The organism is Oceanobacillus luteolus (assembly GCF_023715655.1).
In the GTDB taxonomy this organism is placed as follows: domain Bacteria; phylum Bacillota; class Bacilli; order Bacillales; family Amphibacillaceae; genus Oceanobacillus; species Oceanobacillus luteolus.
Map to the genome: position 1 here is coordinate 1 of NZ_JAMBON010000044.1, position 23692 is coordinate 23692.

Sequence of the window (23692 nt, forward strand, 5' to 3'; positions counted from 1 at the left end):
TTTTGAAAGTATTATATCTACGTGTGAAAGAACTTGAAAACAAATGGGATGGTGGCCGTATTCAAAACTGGGCCATGGTGATGAACCAGCTTCTTCTTCATGATGAACTGAAAGATAGGGTGTTAAAATACCTTGAGTAAATGGGGACTTACACACTTTATTTGACAAGCCCCATGCAAGCTGTATTTGATTAGACTCTTCATCAAACCCTCTCCTTATCATTCAATCAATTTTCTCTTCACTTTGCTGTACCTTGTAGTAATGTACACTTCTGACACTACCATTCAACTTAAGTATCCGATAAAGTACCGTATCACTGTCTTTTGCATGGACATGCAGCACTAAGCTATCATTCTTCTTTTCCAATTTCCGTACTTCTTCCCACATCATTACAACTTGTTCATCGATTCGTTCCAGTTCTATTTTTTTCAATGTTTCTTTTTCATCTGCAACCTTTTTTGAAAGCCGTCCACCGGTTAAATCAAATGCGACATCAACTACCTTCTCAAATAAATCAGCTTCATGATAAGTTAAAAGAATAGTAGTACCCTCCTCTTTTAACTCTTGCATTAACTTCACCAGCTCTTGCTGTGAATCGGCATCAAGACCAGAAATTGGTTCATCCAAGATTAATAGATCTGGTTTTCGCATGACTCCTTGAATGATACCAACTTTTTGGATGTTACCTTTTGATAAATTCATCACCCGTTCATGATTGTACTCATTTAATTTAAAACGCCGCATAAGACCATCTATCGTCTCGCGCCTCTCTCTTTCAGGCAACCCGCTGATTTCTCCTATATATGTCAAGTACTCACCAGGTGTAAAGCGGATATCTTTAGGAAATCTCTCGGGAACGTACCCGATGCTCATCTTTTTATCCCGATAAGTGAATTTCCCAGAAGTTGGTCTTTCTATCCCTGCTATGATGCGCAGCAATGTGCTTTTTCCTACACCATTACCACCTAAAAAGGCAATGATTTGTTGTTTGTCAATGGTTAGTGAAATTCGGTTTAAAACTTCCACTTGTTGGTATACTTTACTGATATTTTCAATTTGAACAAGCTGTCCCACTAATCTCCTCCCCCCAGTCACTTCTACCGCCAAAAGGTTTTAGTATTTTTCTTATCCCAAATATTAAATTCAATCATCTTCGCTAGTAATTCATAATCAACCGGTTTATCCCAAGGAATTCGGATAATTTCTTTCGTATAATCATAACCGGCCCTTTTAATGTCCTCTTCAACATGGGTAATTCCCACACTTTCAGGTGCCACAGCTAAATGTTTTTTTGATACACTAAAGCCAATAATATATGTACCGTGATCTGTATACATCGGTTGATTCCATTTTACTTCTTTTTCTAAGTTGGGATAGTTAGTCTGTACCCAGTTTAATACTTCTTCTGTTCTTTCACGGTTTGCTAAGTCACCGATTCCTGCAATAAATTCAGCGAAAACATCCATTTATATTTCTCCTTTAAAATAAAGTCATTTAGTGAAGCTTCCCTCCCCCACCCACTAAATGTTAGTTAAACATAATCAGAAAATGGGCTGTTTGTCCTCCACCTTCGGATTTTGACTTACGGCATGTTTAGAGATGGTGAGTATTACAGCCCGTTAAATACATGAAAAATCGTCATTAGCTTTTCCTATAAAAAGTTAATCATTCCATAACCGTTTATATTGATATGAATCATTTAAACCAGTTATTAAAAACACATCTGGATTGCTCAATTGTTTCCAATTCTCAAAACCAAACTCTCCATCACAGTAATTTAATAATAACGAAATGATGCCACCATGAGCAACAATCAATGTATTTGTGTAATCGCTCTCCAACACCTCTTTGAAAAGCTCTACAATCCGGCTTTGCGCCTCATGGCTGGACTCTCCGCCTTTATACTTCAAATCCATATCAAAGAATGTCGCTTCTAGTTTATCCATCCAGTCAGAGAAATATTGGGTGCTAAGGACTCGTTCCGTTAATCGGTCGTCCAATTCAATATTTAAATTATTTCTCTCAGCAAAGGGTCTCATCGTTTCAATTGCTCGGACGTAAGGACTGGAAATGATGCGCTCAACCTTTACATTTGAGAGAAAATCAGCTAATATACCTGCTTGCTTTAAACCTCTTTCGGTTAGTTTTGCTTGAGGATCCTGTCCTTCTGCTTCAGCATGCCGCACAATATAAATATTTTTAGTCATAAGTGCCTCCTATTTTACAGGAATATAAATTCAAGTGCACATCAAGTAAAAAACCCTGCCTATAAACAGGGTTAACTTTTATTATGATAAGAAATACTGCTGTTGCAAAGAATTATGTCAGTAGGAAAAGTACATCATAATTGTTCTCATCAATTACCTGATGTTTACAACCGGGTCCTTGTCTAAGGTGTTCTTCACATTTTTATTATAAAGATGACAAGCGACGAAATGGTTATTTTCCACCTCTTGCCACTCGGGCTTCTCCTTGCTGCATACTTCCATTGCAAATGGACAACGGGTTCGAAATACACAACCGCTCGGTGGATTTATCGGACTTGGAAGATCTCCTTCTAAAATGATCCGTTCCCGTTTTTCCTCAATATCCGGATCAGGTATTGGAATTGCCGAAAGTAATGCTTGAGTATACGGGTGAAGCGGTTTTTCATACAACATCTCGCTTTCCGTCAACTCCACCATGTTACCAAGGTACATGACTCCGATACGATCTGAGATTTGCTTTACCATCGATAAATCATGAGCGATAAAAAGAAAAGTAAGTCCTTTTTCTTCTTGCAACTGTTTCAATAAATTGACGACTTGCGCCTGAACCGAAACATCTAGTGCAGAAATCGGTTCATCTGCAATGATGAAATCCGGGCCCAACGCTAAAGCCCTCGCAATCCCAATTCGTTGACGCTGACCACCACTAAATTCATGAGGATAACGGTTGGCATGATCCCGATTCAGACCAACCTCTTCCAGCAATTCATATACACGTTCATCTTGTTCTTTCTTGTTTTTATAGAGCTGATGAACTTCCATCGGCTCTGATATGATTTCACGAACAGTGGACCTTGGATTTAGTGAAGCATAGGGATCTTGAAAAATCATTTGCATTTCCCGACGAAGCTTAAATAGTTCCTTCTCACTTAGTTCATGAACATTACGCCCATTGAACCAAACATCACCCTCCGTTTTATTATAGAGTCCAATAATGGTGCGTCCAATGGTGGATTTACCACAACCTGATTCACCGACGAGTCCAAAGGTTTCTCCTCTACGAATATGAAAGGTTACTCCATCAACTGCTTTTAATAGTTGATTCTTACCCAGATCAAAATGCTTCTTCAAGTGATTGATTTCTAGTATTTTTTCTTCTGTCATTCTCACTTCTCTCCCACATCCCAATATCGTCTTGCGCTGCATAACTGTTGTTCATGTTTGGTTCCTGCCAGACTCACAATCTCAATTCCCTTGCCCGTAGAAGGTGCATGGAGCATTTTTCCGTCTCCATAATAAATTCCAACATGGTGAATCCTTGCCTTTCCTTTAGCAAAAAACAGCAAGTCACCTGGCATTAATTCATCGAGCGAAACATCTTTTCCACCCTCCGCCTGATCGGATGCATCTCTACTAATCTGATAACCATTAGCTTTATGCATTCCGTAAGTAAATCCAGAACAGTCATACCCGAAGGCGCTCATCCCTCCCCAAAGATATTCGAGACCGATAAACTTCGCAGCCGAATCGATAATGCTTTGCCCGGGTTTTCTCTCCCCGCCATCCTCTGTCAGGAATAACTCAACCGCTTCTTTTGGCAAATAACCTTTCCCCTGTGGCGTGGCTACCTCCACTCGATCAGCTCCCACATTTTGTACCGGTAAGCAAGTCATATAACTGAGATGGATGAGTTTTTCTCCTGCTTCGTTCTCCAACCATACCGATTCCAGCTTAACTGCCGCCATCTCTGGCTGGAACCACGTCTTCCGGCTTACTTGTTTTAACTGGGATAAAGGGACCCATCCTGGATATCCTCTTTTATCTTTTCTAGAAGGCTGGCTCGGAACATAAACTTGTGCCCAATCCCCTCTCACCTCTGTAACGACTACTGCTTCTCCATATAGAATTTGAGTCTGAATACGGTCTTCGCTGATTAATGCCAATTTTTCTTCCTTTGATAACTCTTCCAGCCACCGTTTTATGTCCGTAGGATTTCCCGTAGCCAATTCATCGATCAGTCTCGGGGATTCCGGTTCTGTCCAGATTGTTGCAACCTGGACACTAGATACGTGAAATGTTTCTGGCAATGGAAATGAATGTTTGAACAAATATACCTCTCCTTTCAAAAACCCTCAATTAACCCCCGGCATAATGGATAAAGTTTTGGCTTGAGAATCTATTGTGGCTTCAACACCAAGAGGGACACCAAAATGTGGATTACAATGACCAATCTTGAATCCGCTCAAAACAGGAATAGATAAGTTCTCCAAATAATGCCGCAAAATTATTTCTAGACTGAGAGATGGTTTCTTTTTTGGTTCGGCATTGGTAAATGGGCCGATGATCACCCCAGCGGCTTCTTCCAGCTTGCCGGTGAGAGTCAACTGATTCAACATCGAATCAATCCTATAAGGCTGTTCGTCTATATCTTCCAAAAGAAGTACCTTTCCCTTCGTTTGTATTTCAAATTCTGTACCTAATGTGCTGATAAGTAATGTCAGATTTCCACCAACTAGCTCCCCTGTTGCTTTTCCTTCAACCAGAACTTCTAAGTTGGAGATTGTTTCATTGTATTGTAGTATTGTAGGTTTAAATAATTGTTGAAAAGATGCAGCTGACAGTGGATCAAAATCCGAATCAGCAATATCAGAACTGAGCATCGGCCCATGGAAAGTAACAAGCCCAGTTTTTTGTCGGATAGCTGTATGTAAATATGTTATATCACTATATCCCCAGATGATTTTAGAATGTTGCTTAATCAATTCATAATCTAACCTGGAAGCGATTCTTGCAGTTCCATAGCCACCGCAAGCAAAGACAATCGCTTTAATTCCGTCATCTGCCACCATTTGATGAAAGTCGTCCAACCGTTCATCATCGTTTCCAGCCAAATAACCATATACTTTATTAATATTCTTCCCAAGCTTCACCTTTAGACCAAGGTCAGTGAAAAAAGAAATAGCAGCTTCAAGTCGTTTCCGATCTGGAGGACTAGCAGGGGCAATGATACCAATCGTATCCCCTCGCTCCAACGCTTTTGGCAATAACATATGTAGAACCTTCCTTCTATGTATATACGGAATGGCCCATCTTATCCGATGAGCCATTCCTCCAAGAATCATTCAACAGTACTCAAACCGGTTTAATTCTTATCCGCATATTTCAAATCAAAGTATCCAACTGGATGACGAAGAATCCCTTCGACACCTTCTGCTTCAAGGACAACCGTATTGTAGTAACGTAATGGTGTTGCGATCATTTCATCTGCAAGCATTTTTTCTGCTTCATACAGATACTCCCAACGTTTTTCCTCGTCAACTTCTGTCTTCCCTTTAGATATCAGTTCATCATATTCAGGACTTGAGAAGCCGGTACGGTTCATATAGGAATCTGTAACGAAGCTCTCAAGGAAGTTCACAGGATCATTGTAGTCGTTGATGAAAGAGCTGCGAGAAAATTGTAATTCAAGCGCTTGCTGTGCTTCTGCAAAAACATTCCATTCCAGATTCTCAAGTTTGACTTCTACATCCAAATGCTCTTTAAACATACCGTGAATTGCTTCAGCAACTGCTTTATTCGTATCGCTTGTATTGTATGTCAGAGTGATTGGTGGCAGCTCATCATAGCCTTCTTCTGCCATCCCTTCCTCGAGTAACTGTTTTGCTTTTTCTGGATCAAAGGAAACAAGATCGCCATTAGCCTCACGGAAATCTTCTCCAGTAGGGCTTGTATAACCTGGGTTAATAAATCCATATGCCGGCTCTACCCCGTTTTTAACAACAAACTCTGCAATATCATCACGGTTGATGGCGTGCGAGAACGCCTGACGGATTTTCTTATTTTGGAACGGTTCCATCTCGATATTGAAACGGAAGAACTCCAATCCTCCATAAGGACCAATAAACACATTGTCTCCATCTATCAACTGATCTGATAATTCTGCTGGAATGCTTGCTGTATCAAGTTCTCCTGCTTCAAACATTTGATACTGCGTGTTCGAGTCATTGATCATCGCAATATGGACTTGATCCAGTTTCACTGCATCAGCATCCCAATAATGTTCGTTTTTCACTAATACCATTTCTTCGTCATGGTTCCAAGAATCCAACTTAAACGGACCATTTCCTACGAATGTATTTGCTTCAGCATGCCAATCTGGATTCTCTTCGGCAACTTTATGGTTGATAGGGAAGAATGCCGGGTTGGTTAATAGATCAAGGAAGAAACCAGTCGGTGCTTCTAAGACAACTTCTAAAGTTTTTTCATCGACTGCTGTAACTTTAACATCGTCAACGGAACCTTCTCCACTGTTATAAGCCTCTGCCCCTTCAATGAAATAGGCTAAAAATGCAGCAGGAGAAGCAGTTTCAGGATCAAGCATATATTTCCATGCATGCTCAAAATCTGCCGCTACAACCGGATCTCCATTAGACCAATTCGCATCTTCTCTTAGATGGAACGTATACGTTAAACCATCCTCTGAAACATCCCAGCTTTCAGCCGCTCCAGGGCCTGCTTGATGTTCCGTATCTAAACGGGTCAACCCTTCCATCAAGTTGTTTAGTGGGTCCCAAGATACAGCATCAAAGCCGATGGATGGGTCTAAGGATGTCGGCTCAGTTCCATTATTGATTCGAAGTACTTTTCCATCAGTCGCTGACTCGCTTTCAGTACTGTCAGTTTCCCCTTCTTCAGCTTCCACTTCATTCTCTGTTCCCGTGTCTTCACCTGCATCCTCTGAAGCAGTACATGCCGCTAGAAAAAAGACGATACAACCTGCCAATAGTAAATAGAGAAGCTTTTTCATTCAAATCCCCCTTGTCTTTAATTTGTGGCCATCGTGGCCAATACTTTTTTTGCCCGTTCATCCTGCAGCCAGCAATTCACCGTGTGGGAATCACTCATTGCAGTAGATTCCGGGTATACTTTATCACACACCTCCATAGCGAAAGGACATCTAGCTGTAAATGGACAACCAGTTGGAGGTGAGAATAAATCAGGTGGCGTCCCCTCGATTGGCTGCAACTTTCCTTTTGTATCCAATCGGGGCACAGATTCAAGCAAACCTTTCGTATATGGATGTTGCGGGCGGTAAAAAATCTCCCGTTTCATCCCGGTCTCTATAATCTTACCTGCATACATGACAGCGACCCGATCGGCGATTTTTGCAACTACACCTAAGTCATGGGTAATCAATATGATGGATACACCTGTCACTTCTTGAATCCTCTCGAACAATTCTAGAATCTGCGCCTGGATGGTTACATCAAGCGCTGTTGTCGGCTCATCAGCGATGAGTAATTCTGGTTCACAAATGAGCGCGATTGCTATTACAATCCGTTGCCTCATCCCCCCACTAAACTGGTGAGGATACTGTTTCAAACGTTCTTCAGGATTAGGTATTCCAACTAAATCCAGCATTTCTAAGGCACGCCGTTTCGCTTCCTTATCTGTTACATCATGATGTTGTTTCAACCCTTCCATCAATTGATTTCCAATTGTTAATGTCGGGTTAAGCGCCGTCATAGGGTCTTGGAAAATCATCGATATATCTACACCCCGAATAGATCGCATTTTCTTCTCTTTCAATTTTGTCAGGTCCTGACCTTTGAAAAGAATTTTTCCATTTGTGATTCTACCGGGCGGATTGGGAATCAATCGCATAATTGCATTCACTGTTACACTTTTTCCGCATCCCGATTCCCCTACAATGGCTAAAGTCTCTCCTTTATTAAGATGAAAGTCTACACCCCTTACTGCTTGGACAGTCCCGCCATAAGTTGCGAAGGTGACGTGCAGATCAGTTACTTCAAGTATTTTCTCCATCCCATCACCTACTTTCGTAATTTCGGATCTAAAGCATCCTGTAATCCGTCACCCAATACGTTAAAAGCAAACATCGTCAGTGAAATGAAAAACGCTGGAAAGAATAATGTCCACCAATTCCCTGAAAGAATGGCACCTAATGAATCATTTGCCATAACTCCCCAACTTGCATTCGGTGAAGAGATTCCGAGTCCGATAAAACTAAGGAATGCTTCAGCAAAGATGGCGGATGGTACCGTTAAAGTCATTTGCACAATGATTGGGCCCATCGAATTCGGAAGCAGCCCTCTACGAATAATTCGTGAAGTCTTCGTCCCAAACGCTTTCGATGCAAGAATATATTCATAGTTCTTGATTTGCATGACTTGCCCACGAACGATCCTCGCCATACCGACCCAACCCGTCACGGTTAAAGCAATAATGATGGTCATTAAGCTTGGGCCTAAAACAACAAGTAATAAAATGACTACTAATAAATAAGGAATACCGTACAATATCTCAATGATACGCATCATGACGTTATCTGTACGGCCGCCTTTGTACCCGGAAATTCCACCCCAAATAATACCTATCGTGACATCAATTAATGCTGCCATAAAACCGACAAATAGAGATATTCTAGCACCTTCCCACGTTCTGGTGAACACATCACGGCCTGCATTATCGGTACCAAACCAATGTTCAGCAGAAGGCGGCTGATACTGCATGGATAATACTCCAGTACTTGCTTCATAAGGTGAAAGAATCGGGCCAAAAATCGCCATAAAAATTAAAATCACGATGAACACTAAGCCGGACATTGCCAAGTAATTCTTGCTTAATCTTCGCCAAGCGTCCTTCCAATAAGAAAGAGATGGTCTCGCTAAGCGTTCTTGTTCATTTTTATTTTTTTCCCGCGGTGTAAACCATTCATCCGGTATATTTTCTTTCGTTACCTGTGGGGGAACTTGTTTGATTTCCATATTAATCCCCCTCCTTGTTGTTCACTTTAATACGTGGATCCAATATTCCATAAGCAATGTCAACCAAGAAAAGCATGATGATCAGAAAAGAACTATAAAAGACAGTTGTTCCCATAATCACCGGGAAGTCCCTATGGTTGATACTTTCCACGAAATATTTCCCCATCCCAGGGATGGCAAAGATTTGTTCAATAACAAAGGATCCTGTCATGATTCCGACAAATAATGTCCCCATGATGGTGACAACTGGCATGAGAGCGTTCCGGAGTGCATGTTTCACAATAATCTTCCAAGGGGCCAGTCCTTTCGCCCGTGCCATTTTAATGTAATCCTGTGTCAACACTTCCAACATGGTAGAACGGGTGAGCCTTGCGATAATCGCCATTGGACCAGTTGCTAGAGCAAGTACCGGCAATACCATATGACTCCAACTTTTCCAAGTCGCTACCGGGAAAATTCCCCAGTTTACTGACAGTTGTTGAATTAATAATGTTGCCAGAATAAAGTTCGGTATTGAAATACCAAGTACAGCAATTGCCATCGCAGCATAATCAATGATCCGATTATGCCTGAGTGCCGCCAGGATACCTAAAGTGATGCCTGATATTAGGGCAACGATAATTGTGACGATTCCAAGTTCCGCTGAAATCGGAAAGCCTCTTCCAAGTAAATCATTCACCGTTTGATTTGGTTGTTTAATCGACGGACCAAAGTCAAAGGTAACCACTGATTTTAAATAAAGCAGGTACTGAATATGCATCGGTTTATCTAGGTTATAATGCTTTTCCAGATTTTGCTGTACGATTTCATTCGAGCTGCTTTCACTATTAAACGGAGATCCAGGTACCGATACCATCAACACAAAAGTCAACGTAATGATGATCCAAAGGGTGAATAACATGATCAATAGTTTTTTTAATATGTATTTGAGCATAGATTCCAACTCCTGTATTGATTTCACTTATGCATGCGAGTTGCTTATGTATCTTGAATTATGCATATTGAGTGCCGTGGGCAAGCTCAATCATTACGAGAAACGCCCGGTATGCCTCCAGCATGTCTTTTGCTTTAAACTCGACAATGGTTGTTCCCGGAATAATTTTTGTCCCAGGCATCATGTGCGCAAGCTCTGCTGCGCCAAAATTTACAAACTCCACTTTTAACGTTGGATTTTCAGGTGGTACCAACGGCTTTACATGTTGTCTGTTTTCAAGTGCCTGTTTAACTTTCTTCTGTAATAGCTCACCAGCTTTCTTAGGAGTTAAACTTTTTGTTGTTGATCTGGAGACCGCCTCCTTAACGACAGCAGTAGTTACATTTGGAATAAGAGCCTTCGCTTCTTTCGCCGTTTCGTCATCCCCGGAGACTAAAAGAACTGGCACTCCATGGTAACCCGAAACCAGAGCATTCATGCCAATCTCTCCAACGAGCAAGTCATCTACATAAATATTACGGATCATATGTATCATGGAGTGGGACATCACACCAGGCATTCCAGCTCTGGAATGATAGCCAATAAACATTGCACCAGCATATCCTTCATCAATTCCATGAACCATCGAATACTTTTTAACTCCACCTGATATGAGTTGTGCGTCTGGGTGAAGCTCATCAATTAAAAGGTTATTCATTTTTGAGTGGCTATCATTAACCAGTACGTCACTGCATCCGTTGTTAAAGGCAGCCTCAATAACATAATTCGCCTCCTGTGTCATTATTTTTCGCGCTCGTTCATAGTTTCCCATGGAAGCGCTAACAAATGTTTGGTCAGGTAAACCCGATATTCCTTCCATATCGACTGATAAATATAGCTTCATGTCTTTTCTCCTTTAATAGTAAATTGATTTGCTAAATGTCGTTATTTGGAGGTATTCCAAAGATTGTAAAATACAGAACCACGCACTTCCAACCATTTATTATTTAATTGTAAATATTGTAACTAATATTAGTAATAATTACAAGATAATTTTATCAATTAGAATTATTTGGATTTAATAGAGATATAGTATTTTAACAAAACTTTCTTCATTATTTCGTTTACTAACCCATAAATATAAGGATTGTCTCTCCTCTTATGTACTTTTTATACCGGAATTGTAATTAATCAGCAAACGTAGTCAAAAATCGTCATTTAATATTTGTAAATATTCTATTATTATTGTAAGATAGTGACATAGCATTACTGGAGGGAAAAGCATGGAAAACAATCAAGAAGCGGATTCTTTTGTGGACGTTTCTTTTTTAAAAAAACTAATTGTAGCTATTGGGGAAGTATCTGAAATCACTGGAGTACCAACTAGGAAAATCCGTTATTGGGAAGAAAAAGGAATCATTACTTCTGATCATGATGGAGAAGGAACCACCAGGAGATTTGATTATATAAATATAAAAAAGATTATTTTAATTAATGAATTGTTAAAAGAAGGCTTTACACTGGATGCCGCTGCAAGAAAAGTGAAGAATCAAATACAGCAACTAAATGCAGAATTTCAGAAGCTCGAAAATCATTCTTGATATATGACACTATGTATCTTGTTAAATTAAAAAATATAACACCGTTCGAATCACGAACGGTGTTTTTTGCTGTTCTTCTATAGTAATTACTATACTTTTTGTAGAACGAAAAACCAACCTTGTGTTATACTGCTACTTTTTTAAGTTCTGCAAGATAACGGTCACGTTTCTCTATATCAAACCTGCCACTTGTTTTTGACATAACTACGGCAGCCAGTGCATTTCCAAGTACATTTACAACTGTTCGTCCCATATCGAGAAGTCTATCAACACCAGCAATAAAGGCTAAACCTTCAAGCGGAATACCGACTGTTCCAAGTGTAGCCAATAGAACAACGAAGGAAACACCAGGTACACCGGCAATACCATTGGAAGTGATCATCAATACTAAGACTAATGTAACTTGCTCCATGATGCTCAAATCAATCCCATACAATTGCGCAATGAAAATAGCAGCAATCGCTTGGTATAGTGTAGAACCATCAAGATTAAATGAGTAACCTGTTGGAATAACAAACGAGACAATATCTCTAGGGCTTCCCGTTTTCTCTAATTTTTCCATCAGTTTCGGAAGCACAGTTTCAGAGCTTGAAGTAGAATACGCTAAGATCAATTCATCTTTCAATACTCTAATGATGTTAAACATACTGGATCCTACAATTTTAGCAATCCCTCCGAGTACGACGACAACAAAGAAGATCATTGCTGCATATACAAGGATCATTAATTTACCAAGCGGAATCAATGACTCCAAACCAAACTTAGATACAGATACACCGATTAAACCAAATACCCCAAACGGAGCGAACTTCATAATAAAATTAGTCACCCAAAACATTGCATCGGCAGTTCCTTGGAAAAACGCCAGAACTGGCTTTCCTTTTTCACCGATAGCTGCAACACCTAATCCGAATAGTACCGAGAAGAAAATAATCGGAAGCATATCCCCTTCGGCCATCGACTGGATGATATTACTTGGAACGATACCTACAATAACGTCCATAACACCTTCATTTTGTACATCTTCCGTTGTTTGCACATAATCATTGATGTCCGTTTTCGATAGGGTAGACATATCAATGCCAGCACCAGGCTGGAAAATGTTCGCGGCAGATAGACCGACTACGATAGCTACTAAAGAAACAACTTGGAAGTAAATCATCGTTTTAGCGCCAAGTTTCCCTAATTGTTTTAAATCACCAGCGCCGGCAACCCCAACGATCAATGTAGAAACAATGATTGGAACAACAATCATTTTAATCATATTTATAAAAATGGTACCAAGTGGCTGCAGATATGTTTCTACTGCAGGATTACCATAAAAAATAGCCCCAACGATAATCCCGAGGACTAGTCCAACAAGAATCTGATATGCTAAAGGAAATTTTTTCTTTTTATTCATAGAAGTCACCTCTTATTTCTCGCTTAAAGCTATAATTGCAACAGATAACATGCGCCTCTCTAAAAAAGTTTAGAGAGGCGCATGTTATCTACGCACTTTGTAAATATACTACAATCTAGGTAATTATTCAACACTCTTCTGTGAATTAATCTTAATTCAAATGAAAAGTATCGGCATCGCAAACAAAATTAATAAGATAACAAACGGGTACCCGATTAGCTTCGGAAGCGAATTCTCCTTTATACCGAGCGCTTCTAGTGGATCCTTTGCCGGAGCATAAATCCAATTTGCAAATCGTTCCATCTTACTTCTTTTTAATGGAATTTCCGGTACTTCCACTTTGAATTCTGCCAATCTATCATTAAGCTCTTTGGGAATATCCTTTTTACTCATTCGTCAACCTCCAATAACTTTCTCAGTTTCTTTAATGCAGCATGTAGACGTGATTTGACAGTTCCTACAGGGATTTCCAGTATCAATGAAATATCTTTTTGCGATAAATCATGATAGTAAGTTAAAATGATTACTGCCCGCTGATCAGTAGGAAGTTGCTGGATTGCTTCTTGTATAGAAATTCTATCCTCAGATGAAACAATCTGTTTTTGGTTTTGAATATACAAAAAGGGCAGTAATTTATGCAGACGATCACGTCTTTTCAATCGGTTAATCATAAGCTGATAAGCCATCCGAAATAAATAAGTTTTAATATTGGATTTTTCTCCATCAAAGCTGTTCTGATATTTCGAGAAACGGATAAACGTATCCTGAACAATATCTAAACTGAGCTGTTCATCTTGGCAGTATCTATACACAAAGTGATAAATAGGGGTTTTATAGGTCACAAAAAGTACTTCTAATGAATAAGCATCTTTATTCTCAGCGATGGGAATAACTTCTTTATTCGAACTCATCGGACCACCGCTCTTTTATTCCTTTAAAAATATATGCAATCCTTGTTATAAACCAAACGAATGTGAGTAAAGAAAACAAAAATGTTTGCTGGATGAAAAATTGAATCCATGGACTTTCAAAGTTATCACCTCGGATCAGAAACAGTAATAGACCAGTTATGCATAAAAAGGTATAAACTGCGGCGACTATTATCACATAATCCCACCTCGTCCAACGGAAATATATGTCTGATTTACTAAAGTCTATATTCCCCAGTTTATTGCGGACAACTTTCTTGTTCATGGTCCCAATTGCAATTGCAAAAATTGTTCCCAGAACTGCTCCCACTATGATACCGATAATCCAGCCAATCCCCATTACTAATCAAGCTCCTTTTCGTTCTTTTACTAACTTATACAATGGAACGGATTAAAAGGTTCGATAAGATTTAAAAAAAGGTCATCTAGGGTTTAATTCTAAATGACCAATTTCTTATATACTCCCTGAAAAAGCTGCTAATAACCAAAGAAGGCATCCTTCTTTATATTTCTTTTAGGGATATTCTCTTCTTGTAAATGACTAGAAACAGCGTCGACCATAGACTTCGGACCTGCGATGAAGTATCTTCCATTGTCCTGATTTTCATTTATAAACTCACTTATCCCCCGATGTAATCCATCCTTAGAATCAAGATATGTAACATCGATTGGATAATTCTCAGCCATTTTATCAAGTTCATCTTTAAATAGGTATATTCCACCACTATCCATGTAAAGTAATTTTATTTGCTTTGAATTTGAGCTACCCTCTGCTTCAATCTGCTTTAATATCGATCGATACGGTGTAACACCAACTCCACCAGCAATGAAGAGTGTTGGGCTGCTTTCATCTAAATAAAAGGAGCCCACAGGCCCGCTCATCCTAATTGTCATACCATCCTCTAATTCCAGCAGTGATTTTTTGAAGTCACTTGGCTGCTCAGTAACTCTCGTCGTTATCTGAATGAAGTTCTCTGCAGGCGCTGATGCTATAGTAAATGGGCGTGTACCATTTTTTATCTTCTTATGCGTAATTTGAAATAAACCATGCTGTCCCGCATCCCAAGTTAAATCAGTTGGTTTTCTAAACTTAAATGTATATACGTCCTCTGTTTCTTGATAACTCTCCATAAACTGAATATCTCTTTTTTTAAATACCGCTATTGCATCTTTAAAAAAACCCATCCATTAACCTCCTAATGCTTATAAATTACATTTCCTCAAGAGCTCTTTTAAGCACTTCAACCTTGTAAGCCCAACCACTTTTTGCTCCTTTGTACGCATAATCTTCTTTATCGAATCCGGCATGGTCAAGGTGTACATATGTAGTTTCACCTTCCTGTTTTAAAGTCCAGGTGACAACGGTATCTATTGGCCCACCGATCCATGTGTAAGATAATTTATTCGGCTCTTCCACCACCAATACTTCACTTTCTACTACGAGGTCAATTTCCTTATTCCAGAATTGGCATTTATAACCTACCTCAGGTTTAAAATTATTTTCCATCACCCATTTTGCAAGCGTGTCTGATTTTGTTAATGCATCCCAAACCTTTTGAATAGGACTTTGAAATTGAAAATCTAATGATATATCTGCCATAATTTAATCCTCCAATATATTTTTTAAGATTGCAGCTCTTTCAATCCAGAACTTCTCATAATATGCTAACCAGTCTTTGACTTCCTCCAGTGGACCTGGATTTAACTGATACCTTGTTTCCCTGCCGATTTTTCGATTCCTCACTAAATCGGCTTCTTTAAGGATCGTCAAGTGTTTAGAAACAGCAGTCCGTCCCATCTCAAACTTTGCAGTTATTTCGTGAAGGGGGAGCTCATCCGCATCAGCAAGTATTCGAATTAGTTTCCGCCTAGATGGATCTGCAATTGCAAAGAAAACATCCCGTTTTTGTTCGGTTTTACTCAACACTTCCACCCCTTTGCAGAGATTATGACACCATTTGGTACCATATCATTATACGACACCAATTGGTGTCTAGTCAAACCCCTTTTATTACCAAATGTAATAAATTGACCCTTACATTTGCTTCCGCCCATCCTTTATTCTTCCTTATTTCCCTATTAAAAATCACACTGAGAACTTAAAAAATAAAAGAGTGGTTACCAACATAACCACTCTTTACTTCTATTCATTCAATTGTATTGCAGCTTGTATAAGGACGGTGAATAATTCCGGATTAATCTCATCCAATGATTTTATTCTCACATGCCTCATCGTTTTACCGGTTCCTTGCAGTATATCACAATCAACTATTGCCTCCAGCTCGTTACCTTTTTGAAAACCAAGATTCACATGCTTTTTACTAGCCTGCAGATAGCAAACTAAGCCCTTATACGAATAATTTGGCATGGACCACTTGTATTCTTCTTTAAGTTCTGATGAGGTATTTAGGATCATCTCCCTTAATGATTCTGTAATTGCCTGTATATCTTCTGGCAATTCAGCAATATACTGGTCAACCTCTTGAATTTTTCTTCCTGAATCAGTCATAGCACGACTCCTTTATTTGATGTTCAATTTTACTCTCCATTAACCTTCTCAGCAGACATAATCAGAAACATCGGCCTCCGGTTTTCGTCCTTCATTTCCGGGCTATCTTGCAGCATTTCCTCCGTTGCCAGCGATTCCTTTACTGCCTTTATATTAAAGCCAGCTTGAATGACATCATTCATATAACTGGATAATGTCCGATGATACTTGACTACATTTTCCGTTAAAAAAAGAGTCTCCCTCATTCCCTCTGATTGGTAATGATCAACCGGCCAATGTAAACGAACTCCTTCTTCATCGTAATACCAATCTTGTTCTGCGCGTGCAGTAAAAATAGGATGTTCAACAGAGAAAATAAAAGAACCTCCAGGCTTCAAATATTGGTAAACTTTATCACAGATGTTTCGAAAATCTTTTATATAGTGAAAAGCCAATGAACTAATCACTACATCAAATTGTTCTTCTTTAAAATGAATATCCTCTATCGGCATCCTAAGATACGTAATCAATGGATCATTAGTATAATTACGGGCTGTTTTCAGCATTTTTTCAGATAGATCTACACCAATGACCTGAGTTGCATGTTGTTCGCGTGCATATCTGCAATGCCATCCGAATCCACACCCTAGGTCAAGAACAGTTTTATGATTGAAATCCGGGAGCAATTCTTTAAAAATCGGCCACTCTCCGGCACCTTCAAGTCCATCAACTGATCTCGACATTTTTTTATACTCAGAAAAGAATAGTTCGTTATCGTACTTATTTTGTTTCATTGTTTCCCCTCTTTACTAACTCATTCATACCCTTAAAAAATAATCAAAAGCTGCTTTGGATATTTGGGCTATCGTTTCAGCTCCGCTATACACTTCCTCATTACCTTGCGAGAAAACACTGATCACAAATGCTCCCTTATTATCCGGCAAATAAACGATACCGGCGTCATTTACTGCAGAATTGATTGTTCCTGTCTTATTTGCGACTTTAACGCCAAATGGTAGACGCCCCGGAATTCGTTGGGTTAATTGCTGTCGGAACATAATATCTAATATACGTTCAGAGCATTCTTCAGAAACAAATTCACCATTGGCGATCATTTCCAATAAAGAAGTCATTTCTTTCGGGGTGCATAGGTTATTTTCCTTATCGACCCGCAGCACATAATCATCTCCAAACTTTTCATCCGAATACAACCGCTTATGCAACTCAGCAAACCTTTCATCAGTATATGCTTTTGGCTCCATCCCGACCGTTAACGATAAAAGTTCCCAACAAGAATGCTTAATTTTAATGTTGTCTAGACCGATTTCCCGCATCTTTTTCTCAATTGCTACTGGGCCGATCATATGATAAATCTTATCTGTTGCCAAGTTATCGCTCACTATAATCATCAGGGTAGCCAAATCTTTGACTGTAACCTCAATTCCCGGATCCATTTCTTGAATGACCCCGGAACCAGGGACATAATCTTTCTTCGTAATCTTGATCCGTTTTGTCAAATCGATCTTTCCTGCATACACTTGATCAAATAAAGTAAGCAAGATAGGTATTTTAAATACACTTGCCATTTGAAATAATTGATCTTCATTGATATTCACTTCTTCATTCGTTTGCAAATTTTTTATTGAGATACCAAAGGTTGCATCTCTTGCTCTTAATATCTCTTCGACTTTCTCCTGTAATTTCACATGCTCACTTCCTCATTCGAAATTCACTAATCTGCTATTTCATATATTCAACAAAATAGTTGCTTCTCCTTCAAGGGGAGAGAAATTATGGTAAAATCAGATTAGTTAAATAATAATGCGTTTGCGAAACATCACTTTATTCAAAATCAGGAGGGCAATATGAGATCACACAGTCTTGGCCGACATTTTAAAACACTTGAGCAGCAGCGTAATATGATTTTTCCTAGAATCAAAAACTTGTCACAAGATGAGTTATGGAAGAGGCCTCAAGCAGATAAATGGTCAATCGGAGAAACGCTGTACCATTTATATTTGATAACTAAAATGTTACGTATCGCAGCAAAGTTTCTGATACCATCTACCATTCTATTTGCTCAAATAAAAAAGCATAAACCATTTGAAACGGAAATACATGATATATATAAAGAATATAAGGAGAAGAAGAATAGGGGCATGAAGGCTCCATTTATTTTAGATCCACCAAAAAACATATCACGTCAATGGAATTTTAAAGGGTTGAACCAACTAATCTATAAGGAAACATGGAAGATAGAAACAATGGTGGCAGAGATAAATGAAGAGACGGCTGGACATATTATTTTTCCTGATCCGGTAGCTCATCATCCCAATCTGATTCAAGCCGTTCAGCTTCTGGCCATTCACGAAGCACACCATTTTCGCAACATTGAAAAGCAGCTTGATTCTATAACATTAAACGAAAAGTAAACTCTAATAGAAGTTTTGCGAAATAAAAAGATCCATCTTGATTCATATTGTCAAAATGGATCTTTAATTATTCAATGTTTACTAGTAGTTCATCCAGCCAACCTGAACACTAATACTAGTAATAATCCGATTGCGATACCAATATCTACAGTAAAACTTTTATTCGCTTTTCGCTTTTGATGGGCGTTAATGACCAATCCTGCAATTAATAATCCAATTGAAGAGCCGATCAGCATATGACGGACAAAGGAACTGAATGTCACACTCTCTGTGAAAACAAATAACATTGGAATCCCAATCAATAATAATGCACCTATATATAACATCCATTTGATTTTTTCCATCTCATAGTTTCTCCTAATCATTATTTTCTGCGCTACCAAAAGAGATTAATAATTTCACAGGCTTTGAGCTAGGTATTTATGAATCATCAGTCCAATTTCACCAATTGTTCCGGCTGAAGTAAAATCATCCGCCCCCTCTGACAATACAGACACCGCAATTACTCGTTCACCAACAGAGAATAATCCAATATCATGCCGTATTCCTGGAACATTTCCTGTCTTGTTCGCCAATTCCCAATGTAAATTGCCCGTAGCTTTATCTAGATGACGAATTTTTGATGGAAGGGAATCCCGGATTTGTTGCTTCTTGAGAATCTGAAGCATCTGGCTCGATGCATACTCAGATACAATTCTGCCATGATACAAGTTTTTAAGCATTACTGTCATTTCGTCAGCGGTAACTACATTCATCCGTCGACTGTCCCTCTGTCCTATCATCATTTTATGGAAAAAATTGCTCTGCCTTAATCCAATATCTTTCATCGTTTGCTGGATTTCCTGAGCTCCAAGGAAATCAATCAGCATATTGGTCGCTGTATTATCACTCTGGATGATCATTAAAGTAACAAGATCTTCGATGGTCAAACGAATACCTGGAGTCATATGTTGGAGGACACCGCAACCACCGACGATATCTTCCTGCTCCAATATCAGTGTATCTTTCAGGTTAACTTCCTTCCGTTCTGCTGCCGCAAATACCGCAATCATAATTGGTATTTTAATGATGCTCGCAGCGTAGAATGGCCGATGTTCATTTTGCCCCCAAGATTCCTCATTATTTAAATCAAATAGAGAAATTCCCCAACTGCCTCCAGCTTTTCCCGTAATATCGGTAATCTGTTGTGTCAACTCCAACAATTTATGGCTCTCCTTTATTATTGATCATCATATTTTTTCTTCTTTCCAATCTTTTGATGATAGAATCACCAATCAAGCCAATCCAAAGCAGGGCTGCGAACCAATATACATAAGGTCCAATATACTCTCTCCAAATATTGAGGCCTGCCAATGTTATCGGTATGACACCAATAAAGATTAATGTTTGAAATATCAATTGCCATTTGTTTCTCATACATATCCCTCAAAATATAATAAATATTCTTTTTTCTATAGTATACAGAATAAATAATACATTATCATCCATCTGGCTAAAGGTATAAAAAAAGAACAGAATGGAAGTCATTCTGTTCTTTTTAGAATTCAAATATATTTCTTATCCTTCAGCAGGGACGTCTTCATTAACAGGCTTTGCACGATATACGATAAATGATAGAACTACGGCAACAAGTGTAATAATAAAAATAATAAAGTAAACATGTTCCACCGCAACAACCATCGCTTGTGACATGACTTGCGGCGACGTTGGATCTGTAACACCCGATAAATAACTAGCTTGTTTAGCGTTTAAAATACTGATAAATACGGAGACCCCAATGGCTCCACTCAATGGCTGTAATGCTGACATCACTGCCGTACCATGTGGATATAACCTTTTTGGCAGCTGATTCAGTCCATTTGTTTCTGCTGGCATCATCGTTGCGGAGACACTAAGCATAATCAACATGAAACCGACGATGATTACCCAAGTTGGTGTGTCCGCAGTCATCCTGCTAAACATAAACATAGTCCCAGCAAGTACGATTGTGGCCGGAATCATCATTACTCGCGGTCCCACTTTATCAAATAAAGCACCCATAAATGGACTCATTATCCCATTTAAAATACTGCCCGGCAGCAGCAACATCCCAGCAACTGCGGGTGCAAGAGCCATTGGACCTTGCATAAATACCGGCAAGATCAGCTCGGAGGCAAACATTGTCATAACAATAATGACAAACATGATTACCGCGTGTGTAAACATTGGTAATTTAAAGACTCTCAAGTCCATTAATGGTTCATTAAGCTTAAACTGTCTAACTGCAAATAAAGTAATTCCAGCTACTCCGATAATAATGAAAAAGAGAACATCGGGAGATAAGAAACCAGCTTCACTTTCACCTACGGAACTAAATCCGTAAATCGTTGCACCAAAACCTATGGTTGAGAATATAATCGATAGCCAATCAATTTTAGGCTTCGTCACTTCGGATACATTCACTAAAAATTTAAGTGAGAAAAGAACAGAAAACACTGCGAACGGCAGTACTGATATAAAAAGGAATCTCCATCCCAAGTAGTCGACAATAACTCCAGATAGTGTAGGCCCTATCGCAGGGGCAAACATAATGACTAAGCCGACTATCCCCATGATTTTACCTCGTTTTTCTGGTGGGTAGATTAGCAGGAATACATTGAATATAACCGGCATTAACAGCCCGGTTCCTATCGCTTGTATCAAACGACCGGTCAACAATATAGAAAATGTAGGGGCCATTGCTGCAATCGCCGTTCCAATTGTAAAGACCGTCATCGTTCCAATAAATAATTGCCTCGTCGTAAACCATTGCATGAATAATGGAGATATAGGGATTACAATTCCCATCATCAACATGAATCCAGTTGCCACCCATTGTACGGTAGGCAAGGTAATTCCAAACTCATCCATTAAAGTTGTTAGCGCAATGTTTAGTAGTGTTTCATTTAAAATCGCAAAAAATGCACCAATGATAAGAGCAGCCATAATCGGCACCGTTTTAACATTGGGATTTTCTGATAAAAACTCATATTTTTCTTCATTTGATTTTGTCATGATTTTACCTCGTTTTCTAATTTCAACTTTAGTATATTTAACGGAGATTGAATTCATTCATTAAACACAAAAAAGAGGGAAGTATCCCTCTTTTAAAAATAACCGCAAATATTGGTTTCCTTAAAAATAGACAGATCAATCCCGTTCTCTGCCCGTAGACAGAGTTTCATTGTATTTAATTAGCTAAAAATCTTCTAAAGCGTAATCTGATTGATGCTGTCACCAAGAAAACCTCCATTCTGTAATTGCCGGAATCAATCATAGCAAATGTACATGCTGATTACAATATCTTTTTTAAATTATTTCATAGTGATTATAAGAAAGCATAATAGTAATAACAAAAGGATTGATCCCTAGAGAAGGAAAATAAAAACCGATATTGAATTAATAAATACTGGTTCATTTAATTTATAAAAAAGGGGCTATTTAAATGGTTAATAATTATACCTCAGTTACATTAAAAGAGCGTCCAGATTTAAAAGAGGAATTAAATAAATTACACAGCATTGGTTGGGTCAAATTTATGAGAGAGAGCCCCATCTCGGCAAAATATTGGGATAAATTACTTTCTCGTTTTCCTGGATTTCAGTTTATTCTCTTAGACGAGGAATCGAAAGCAATCGCTTGCGGAAATTCCATTCCTTTTCAATGGGATGGTCATACAGATAGTTTGCCAACAGGATGGGATGGAGTGTTTGAAAAAGGCACCTTAGATTATGATACAAATAAACAACCAAATACACTGTCAGCTATAGCAATCGTCATTCACCCACAACATAGGAATAAAGGGTTGAGTCGCATCATGGTGAAGGAAATGAGAGATTTAGCGATCAAAGGAAATTTTAAAAATATGGTAGCTCCTGTTCGCCCTTCTTTAAAATCCAAATACCCACTCATCCCAATGGAAGAATACATTGGCTGGAAAAGAGAGGACGGTACACCTTTTGATCCTTGGATCAGAACACATTTTAAACTTGGCGCTTCCATCATTAAAGTAGCAGAAAAATCCATGGTTATTCCAGCCCCCATCGAGTTATGGGAAGAGTGGACGGATATGAAATTCCCTTCTACAGGGAGGTATGTTATAGATGACGGTTTAGCTCCATTATATATAGATAAATCGGCAAATAGAGGCGTTTATACGGAACCCAATGTTTGGATGAGACATTATTTAGACTGATGAAGACAACATCCTCATATAAAAGACTTCGAAAGTTAGATTTTATCCTCTAACTTTCGAAGAGATTGTACTTATAAAACATAACTGTCATCTTTGCTTTTTCTTTACTGGCATCCAAATTTCACTATACACTTTGTCCTGATTCCCATTATGCTTTGTAAAAGAAAATCCTGGTAGGTCTGTTGGTTCATAATCTGCCGTTTGCAGCCATTCGCCGTATATTTTTGCATGTGTCTCTTGAAGTGTTTGAGGAAATGGACCTTCATTCGGAAAAATTGCCCATAAGCTTTCCTCAATTGTAATCTGCTCCAAATCATCATATGGATTATCCTTAGTAGTTGCAAAACCTATCATATGCGTAAGATAACCCTTTTCCTCCAAATAGTCCTCGTCAAAGTCATAAGAGACATTCAATACATGATGAGGTTCCAAATCAGCTAACTCACGCATTTGCTTTCTTTGCTTTTCGGTTATGGATTGGGCCAACTCCATAATCGCCTGATTTTCCCCTTCAAATTGGATCGGCACTCTTTTCGATACACCGACAATGTTAAACTTCTCTCTCTTTTCAATTTTGAATTCCATAGAAATTCCTCCTCGTATATTATGTTTAGGCACTTAGTTTCCGCCTATTATTTCCCTTGTTAATCAACCTGTTGATATGTCAAATGACTTGGACGCTCTGGGATATTCCTAGATAATGGTCTTAGGATCATTTG

The 23692-nt window shown here is 38.8% G+C and carries 29 protein-coding genes; 3 read left to right on the top strand and 26 right to left on the bottom strand.

Annotation, left to right across the window (positions count from 1 at the left end; genetic code table 11):
* Positions 1-222: 222 nt before the first annotated feature.
* From M3210_RS17065 to dppA, 11 genes are all read right to left on the bottom strand, one after another.
* Positions 223-1074, bottom strand: a complete 852-nt coding sequence (locus M3210_RS17065; RefSeq protein ID WP_251516915.1) for an ABC transporter ATP-binding protein — start codon at positions 1072-1074, stop codon at positions 223-225.
* Positions 1075-1097: 23 nt separating this feature from the next.
* Complete coding sequence (locus M3210_RS17070) at positions 1098-1466, bottom strand: iron chaperone (RefSeq protein ID WP_251516918.1); 369 nt, start codon at positions 1464-1466, stop codon at positions 1098-1100.
* Positions 1467-1661: 195 nt separating this feature from the next.
* A complete protein-coding gene (locus tag M3210_RS17075; protein ID WP_251516921.1) occupies positions 1662-2207 on the bottom strand; it encodes a histidine phosphatase family protein in 546 nt (181 codons plus the stop codon).
* 153 nt (positions 2208-2360) lie between these two features.
* Entirely contained in the window at positions 2361-3371 is a 1011-nt protein-coding gene (locus tag M3210_RS17080) for an ABC transporter ATP-binding protein (protein WP_251516924.1), read from the bottom strand.
* 2 nt (positions 3372-3373) lie between these two features.
* Complete coding sequence (locus M3210_RS17085) at positions 3374-4315, bottom strand: C40 family peptidase (RefSeq protein WP_251516927.1); 942 nt, start codon at positions 4313-4315, stop codon at positions 3374-3376.
* Between the two features lie 24 nt (positions 4316-4339).
* On the bottom strand, positions 4340-5257 hold the full coding sequence (locus M3210_RS17090; RefSeq protein ID WP_251516930.1) for a S66 peptidase family protein: 918 nt from the start codon (positions 5255-5257) through the stop codon (positions 4340-4342).
* A gap of 92 nt (positions 5258-5349) precedes the next feature.
* Positions 5350-7014 (bottom strand): peptide ABC transporter substrate-binding protein, encoded by a 1665-nt coding sequence (locus tag M3210_RS17095; RefSeq protein WP_251516933.1) that lies wholly within the window; start codon positions 7012-7014, stop codon positions 5350-5352.
* A 17-nt stretch (positions 7015-7031) separates the two neighbouring features.
* Positions 7032-8033, bottom strand: a complete 1002-nt coding sequence (locus M3210_RS17100; RefSeq protein ID WP_251516936.1) for an ABC transporter ATP-binding protein — start codon at positions 8031-8033, stop codon at positions 7032-7034.
* A gap of 8 nt (positions 8034-8041) precedes the next feature.
* Entirely contained in the window at positions 8042-8995 is a 954-nt protein-coding gene (locus M3210_RS17105) for an ABC transporter permease (RefSeq protein ID WP_251516939.1), read from the bottom strand.
* A 1-nt stretch (position 8996) separates the two neighbouring features.
* Positions 8997-9929 (bottom strand): ABC transporter permease, encoded by a 933-nt coding sequence (locus M3210_RS17110; RefSeq protein ID WP_251516941.1) that lies wholly within the window; start codon positions 9927-9929, stop codon positions 8997-8999.
* A 58-nt stretch (positions 9930-9987) separates the two neighbouring features.
* Complete coding sequence (dppA, locus tag M3210_RS17115) at positions 9988-10812, bottom strand: D-aminopeptidase DppA (protein WP_251516943.1); 825 nt, start codon at positions 10810-10812, stop codon at positions 9988-9990.
* 379 nt (positions 10813-11191) lie between these two features.
* Here dppA and M3210_RS17120 point away from each other — a divergent pair, with 379 nt between their 5' ends.
* Positions 11192-11509 carry a MerR family transcriptional regulator gene (locus tag M3210_RS17120; protein WP_251516945.1) on the top strand — a complete coding sequence of 106 codons (318 nt, stop codon included), beginning with the start codon at positions 11192-11194 and terminating at the stop codon, positions 11507-11509.
* A gap of 124 nt (positions 11510-11633) precedes the next feature.
* Here the strand turns inward: M3210_RS17120 and M3210_RS17125 are convergent, their stop codons facing one another.
* The 10 genes from M3210_RS17125 to M3210_RS17170 all read right to left on the bottom strand — a co-directional run bounded on the left by M3210_RS17125 (position 11634) and on the right by M3210_RS17170 (position 18034).
* Positions 11634-12911: a cation:dicarboxylate symporter family transporter gene (locus M3210_RS17125; RefSeq protein ID WP_251516949.1), complete on the bottom strand. Its 1278-nt coding sequence runs from the start codon at positions 12909-12911 to the stop codon at positions 11634-11636.
* 156 nt (positions 12912-13067) lie between these two features.
* A complete protein-coding gene (locus M3210_RS17130; RefSeq protein WP_251516951.1) occupies positions 13068-13304 on the bottom strand; it encodes a hypothetical protein in 237 nt (78 codons plus the stop codon).
* Positions 13301-13822, bottom strand: coding sequence for an RNA polymerase sigma factor (locus M3210_RS17135; RefSeq protein ID WP_251516953.1), 522 nt, complete (start codon positions 13820-13822; stop codon positions 13301-13303). The genes M3210_RS17130 and M3210_RS17135 overlap by 4 nt, the downstream gene beginning before the upstream one ends.
* The gene (locus M3210_RS17140) at positions 13809-14180 is read right to left on the bottom strand and encodes a hypothetical protein (RefSeq protein ID WP_251516955.1); all 372 of its coding nucleotides are present in this window, start codon (positions 14178-14180) and stop codon (positions 13809-13811) included. Before M3210_RS17140 ends, M3210_RS17135 begins: the two co-directional genes overlap by 14 nt.
* A gap of 137 nt (positions 14181-14317) precedes the next feature.
* Complete coding sequence (locus M3210_RS17145; RefSeq protein WP_251516957.1) at positions 14318-15025, bottom strand: FAD-dependent oxidoreductase; 708 nt, start codon at positions 15023-15025, stop codon at positions 14318-14320.
* A 25-nt stretch (positions 15026-15050) separates the two neighbouring features.
* On the bottom strand, positions 15051-15440 hold the full coding sequence (locus M3210_RS17150; RefSeq protein ID WP_251516959.1) for an SRPBCC family protein: 390 nt from the start codon (positions 15438-15440) through the stop codon (positions 15051-15053).
* A gap of 3 nt (positions 15441-15443) precedes the next feature.
* Positions 15444-15764: an ArsR/SmtB family transcription factor gene (locus tag M3210_RS17155; RefSeq protein ID WP_251516961.1), complete on the bottom strand. Its 321-nt coding sequence runs from the start codon at positions 15762-15764 to the stop codon at positions 15444-15446.
* 219 nt (positions 15765-15983) lie between these two features.
* Positions 15984-16349, bottom strand: a complete 366-nt coding sequence (locus M3210_RS17160) for a DUF1801 domain-containing protein (protein WP_251516963.1) — start codon at positions 16347-16349, stop codon at positions 15984-15986.
* 29 nt (positions 16350-16378) lie between these two features.
* Complete coding sequence (locus M3210_RS17165; RefSeq protein WP_251516965.1) at positions 16379-17122, bottom strand: class I SAM-dependent methyltransferase; 744 nt, start codon at positions 17120-17122, stop codon at positions 16379-16381.
* Between the two features lie 24 nt (positions 17123-17146).
* Positions 17147-18034 (bottom strand): serine hydrolase, encoded by an 888-nt coding sequence (locus M3210_RS17170; protein WP_251516967.1) that lies wholly within the window; start codon positions 18032-18034, stop codon positions 17147-17149.
* 159 nt (positions 18035-18193) lie between these two features.
* Here M3210_RS17170 and M3210_RS17175 point away from each other — a divergent pair, with 159 nt between their 5' ends.
* Positions 18194-18760 (top strand): DinB family protein, encoded by a 567-nt coding sequence (locus M3210_RS17175; protein ID WP_251516969.1) that lies wholly within the window; start codon positions 18194-18196, stop codon positions 18758-18760.
* A gap of 89 nt (positions 18761-18849) precedes the next feature.
* On the opposite strand, the gene M3210_RS17180 is transcribed toward M3210_RS17175, so the two are convergent.
* From M3210_RS17180 to M3210_RS17195, 4 genes are all read right to left on the bottom strand, one after another.
* The gene (locus M3210_RS17180; protein WP_251516971.1) at positions 18850-19104 is read right to left on the bottom strand and encodes a histidine kinase; all 255 of its coding nucleotides are present in this window, start codon (positions 19102-19104) and stop codon (positions 18850-18852) included.
* A 54-nt stretch (positions 19105-19158) separates the two neighbouring features.
* Positions 19159-19962, bottom strand: coding sequence for a serine hydrolase (locus M3210_RS17185; RefSeq protein ID WP_251516973.1), 804 nt, complete (start codon positions 19960-19962; stop codon positions 19159-19161).
* Between the two features lies 1 nt (position 19963).
* Positions 19964-20176, bottom strand: coding sequence for a hypothetical protein (locus tag M3210_RS17190; protein ID WP_251516975.1), 213 nt, complete (start codon positions 20174-20176; stop codon positions 19964-19966).
* Positions 20177-20317: 141 nt separating this feature from the next.
* Positions 20318-21793, bottom strand: coding sequence for an MDR family MFS transporter (locus tag M3210_RS17195; protein WP_379596432.1), 1476 nt, complete (start codon positions 21791-21793; stop codon positions 20318-20320).
* Positions 21794-22223: 430 nt separating this feature from the next.
* Between M3210_RS17195 and M3210_RS17200 the strand changes: the two genes are divergently transcribed.
* Positions 22224-22973 carry a GNAT family N-acetyltransferase gene (locus M3210_RS17200; RefSeq protein WP_251516977.1) on the top strand — a complete coding sequence of 250 codons (750 nt, stop codon included), beginning with the start codon at positions 22224-22226 and terminating at the stop codon, positions 22971-22973.
* Positions 22974-23060: 87 nt separating this feature from the next.
* Here M3210_RS17200 and M3210_RS17205 read toward each other — a convergent pair whose 3' ends face one another.
* Entirely contained in the window at positions 23061-23558 is a 498-nt protein-coding gene (locus M3210_RS17205) for a GyrI-like domain-containing protein (RefSeq protein WP_251516979.1), read from the bottom strand.
* Positions 23559-23692 lie beyond the last annotated feature (134 nt).

Coding starts and splice junctions, on each gene's coding strand:
- M3210_RS17135 (WP_251516953.1), bottom strand. CDS start 13,822: ATGAGTTCGAATAAAGAAGTTATTCCCATCGCTGAGAATAAAGATGCT.
- M3210_RS17150 (WP_251516959.1), bottom strand. CDS start 15,440: ATGGCAGATATATCATTAGATTTTCAATTTCAAAGTCCTATTCAAAAG.
- M3210_RS17100 (WP_251516936.1), bottom strand. CDS start 8,033: ATGGAGAAAATACTTGAAGTAACTGATCTGCACGTCACCTTCGCAACT.
- M3210_RS17110 (WP_251516941.1), bottom strand. CDS start 9,929: ATGCTCAAATACATATTAAAAAAACTATTGATCATGTTATTCACCCTT.
- M3210_RS17140 (WP_251516955.1), bottom strand. CDS start 14,180: ATGGGGATTGGCTGGATTATCGGTATCATAGTGGGAGCAGTTCTGGGA.
- M3210_RS17120 (WP_251516945.1), top strand. CDS start 11,192: ATGGAAAACAATCAAGAAGCGGATTCTTTTGTGGACGTTTCTTTTTTA.
- M3210_RS17105 (WP_251516939.1), bottom strand. CDS start 8,995: ATGGAAATCAAACAAGTTCCCCCACAGGTAACGAAAGAAAATATACCG.
- M3210_RS17205 (WP_251516979.1), bottom strand. CDS start 23,558: ATGGAATTCAAAATTGAAAAGAGAGAGAAGTTTAACATTGTCGGTGTA.
- M3210_RS17200 (WP_251516977.1), top strand. CDS start 22,224: ATGGTTAATAATTATACCTCAGTTACATTAAAAGAGCGTCCAGATTTA.
- M3210_RS17080 (WP_251516924.1), bottom strand. CDS start 3,371: ATGACAGAAGAAAAAATACTAGAAATCAATCACTTGAAGAAGCATTTT.
- M3210_RS17145 (WP_251516957.1), bottom strand. CDS start 15,025: ATGGGTTTTTTTAAAGATGCAATAGCGGTATTTAAAAAAAGAGATATT.
- dppA (WP_251516943.1), bottom strand. CDS start 10,812: ATGAAGCTATATTTATCAGTCGATATGGAAGGAATATCGGGTTTACCT.
- M3210_RS17160 (WP_251516963.1), bottom strand. CDS start 16,349: ATGACTGATTCAGGAAGAAAAATTCAAGAGGTTGACCAGTATATTGCT.
- M3210_RS17195 (WP_379596432.1), bottom strand. CDS start 21,793: ATGACAAAATCAAATGAAGAAAAATATGAGTTTTTATCAGAAAATCCC.
- M3210_RS17180 (WP_251516971.1), bottom strand. CDS start 19,104: ATGGAAAAAATCAAATGGATGTTATATATAGGTGCATTATTATTGATT.
- M3210_RS17125 (WP_251516949.1), bottom strand. CDS start 12,911: ATGAATAAAAAGAAAAAATTTCCTTTAGCATATCAGATTCTTGTTGGA.
- M3210_RS17070 (WP_251516918.1), bottom strand. CDS start 1,466: ATGGATGTTTTCGCTGAATTTATTGCAGGAATCGGTGACTTAGCAAAC.
- M3210_RS17190 (WP_251516975.1), bottom strand. CDS start 20,176: ATGAGAAACAAATGGCAATTGATATTTCAAACATTAATCTTTATTGGT.
- M3210_RS17075 (WP_251516921.1), bottom strand. CDS start 2,207: ATGACTAAAAATATTTATATTGTGCGGCATGCTGAAGCAGAAGGACAG.
- M3210_RS17090 (WP_251516930.1), bottom strand. CDS start 5,257: ATGTTATTGCCAAAAGCGTTGGAGCGAGGGGATACGATTGGTATCATT.
- M3210_RS17165 (WP_251516965.1), bottom strand. CDS start 17,122: ATGAAACAAAATAAGTACGATAACGAACTATTCTTTTCTGAGTATAAA.
- M3210_RS17130 (WP_251516951.1), bottom strand. CDS start 13,304: ATGAGTAAAAAGGATATTCCCAAAGAGCTTAATGATAGATTGGCAGAA.
- M3210_RS17175 (WP_251516969.1), top strand. CDS start 18,194: ATGAGATCACACAGTCTTGGCCGACATTTTAAAACACTTGAGCAGCAG.
- M3210_RS17095 (WP_251516933.1), bottom strand. CDS start 7,014: ATGAAAAAGCTTCTCTATTTACTATTGGCAGGTTGTATCGTCTTTTTT.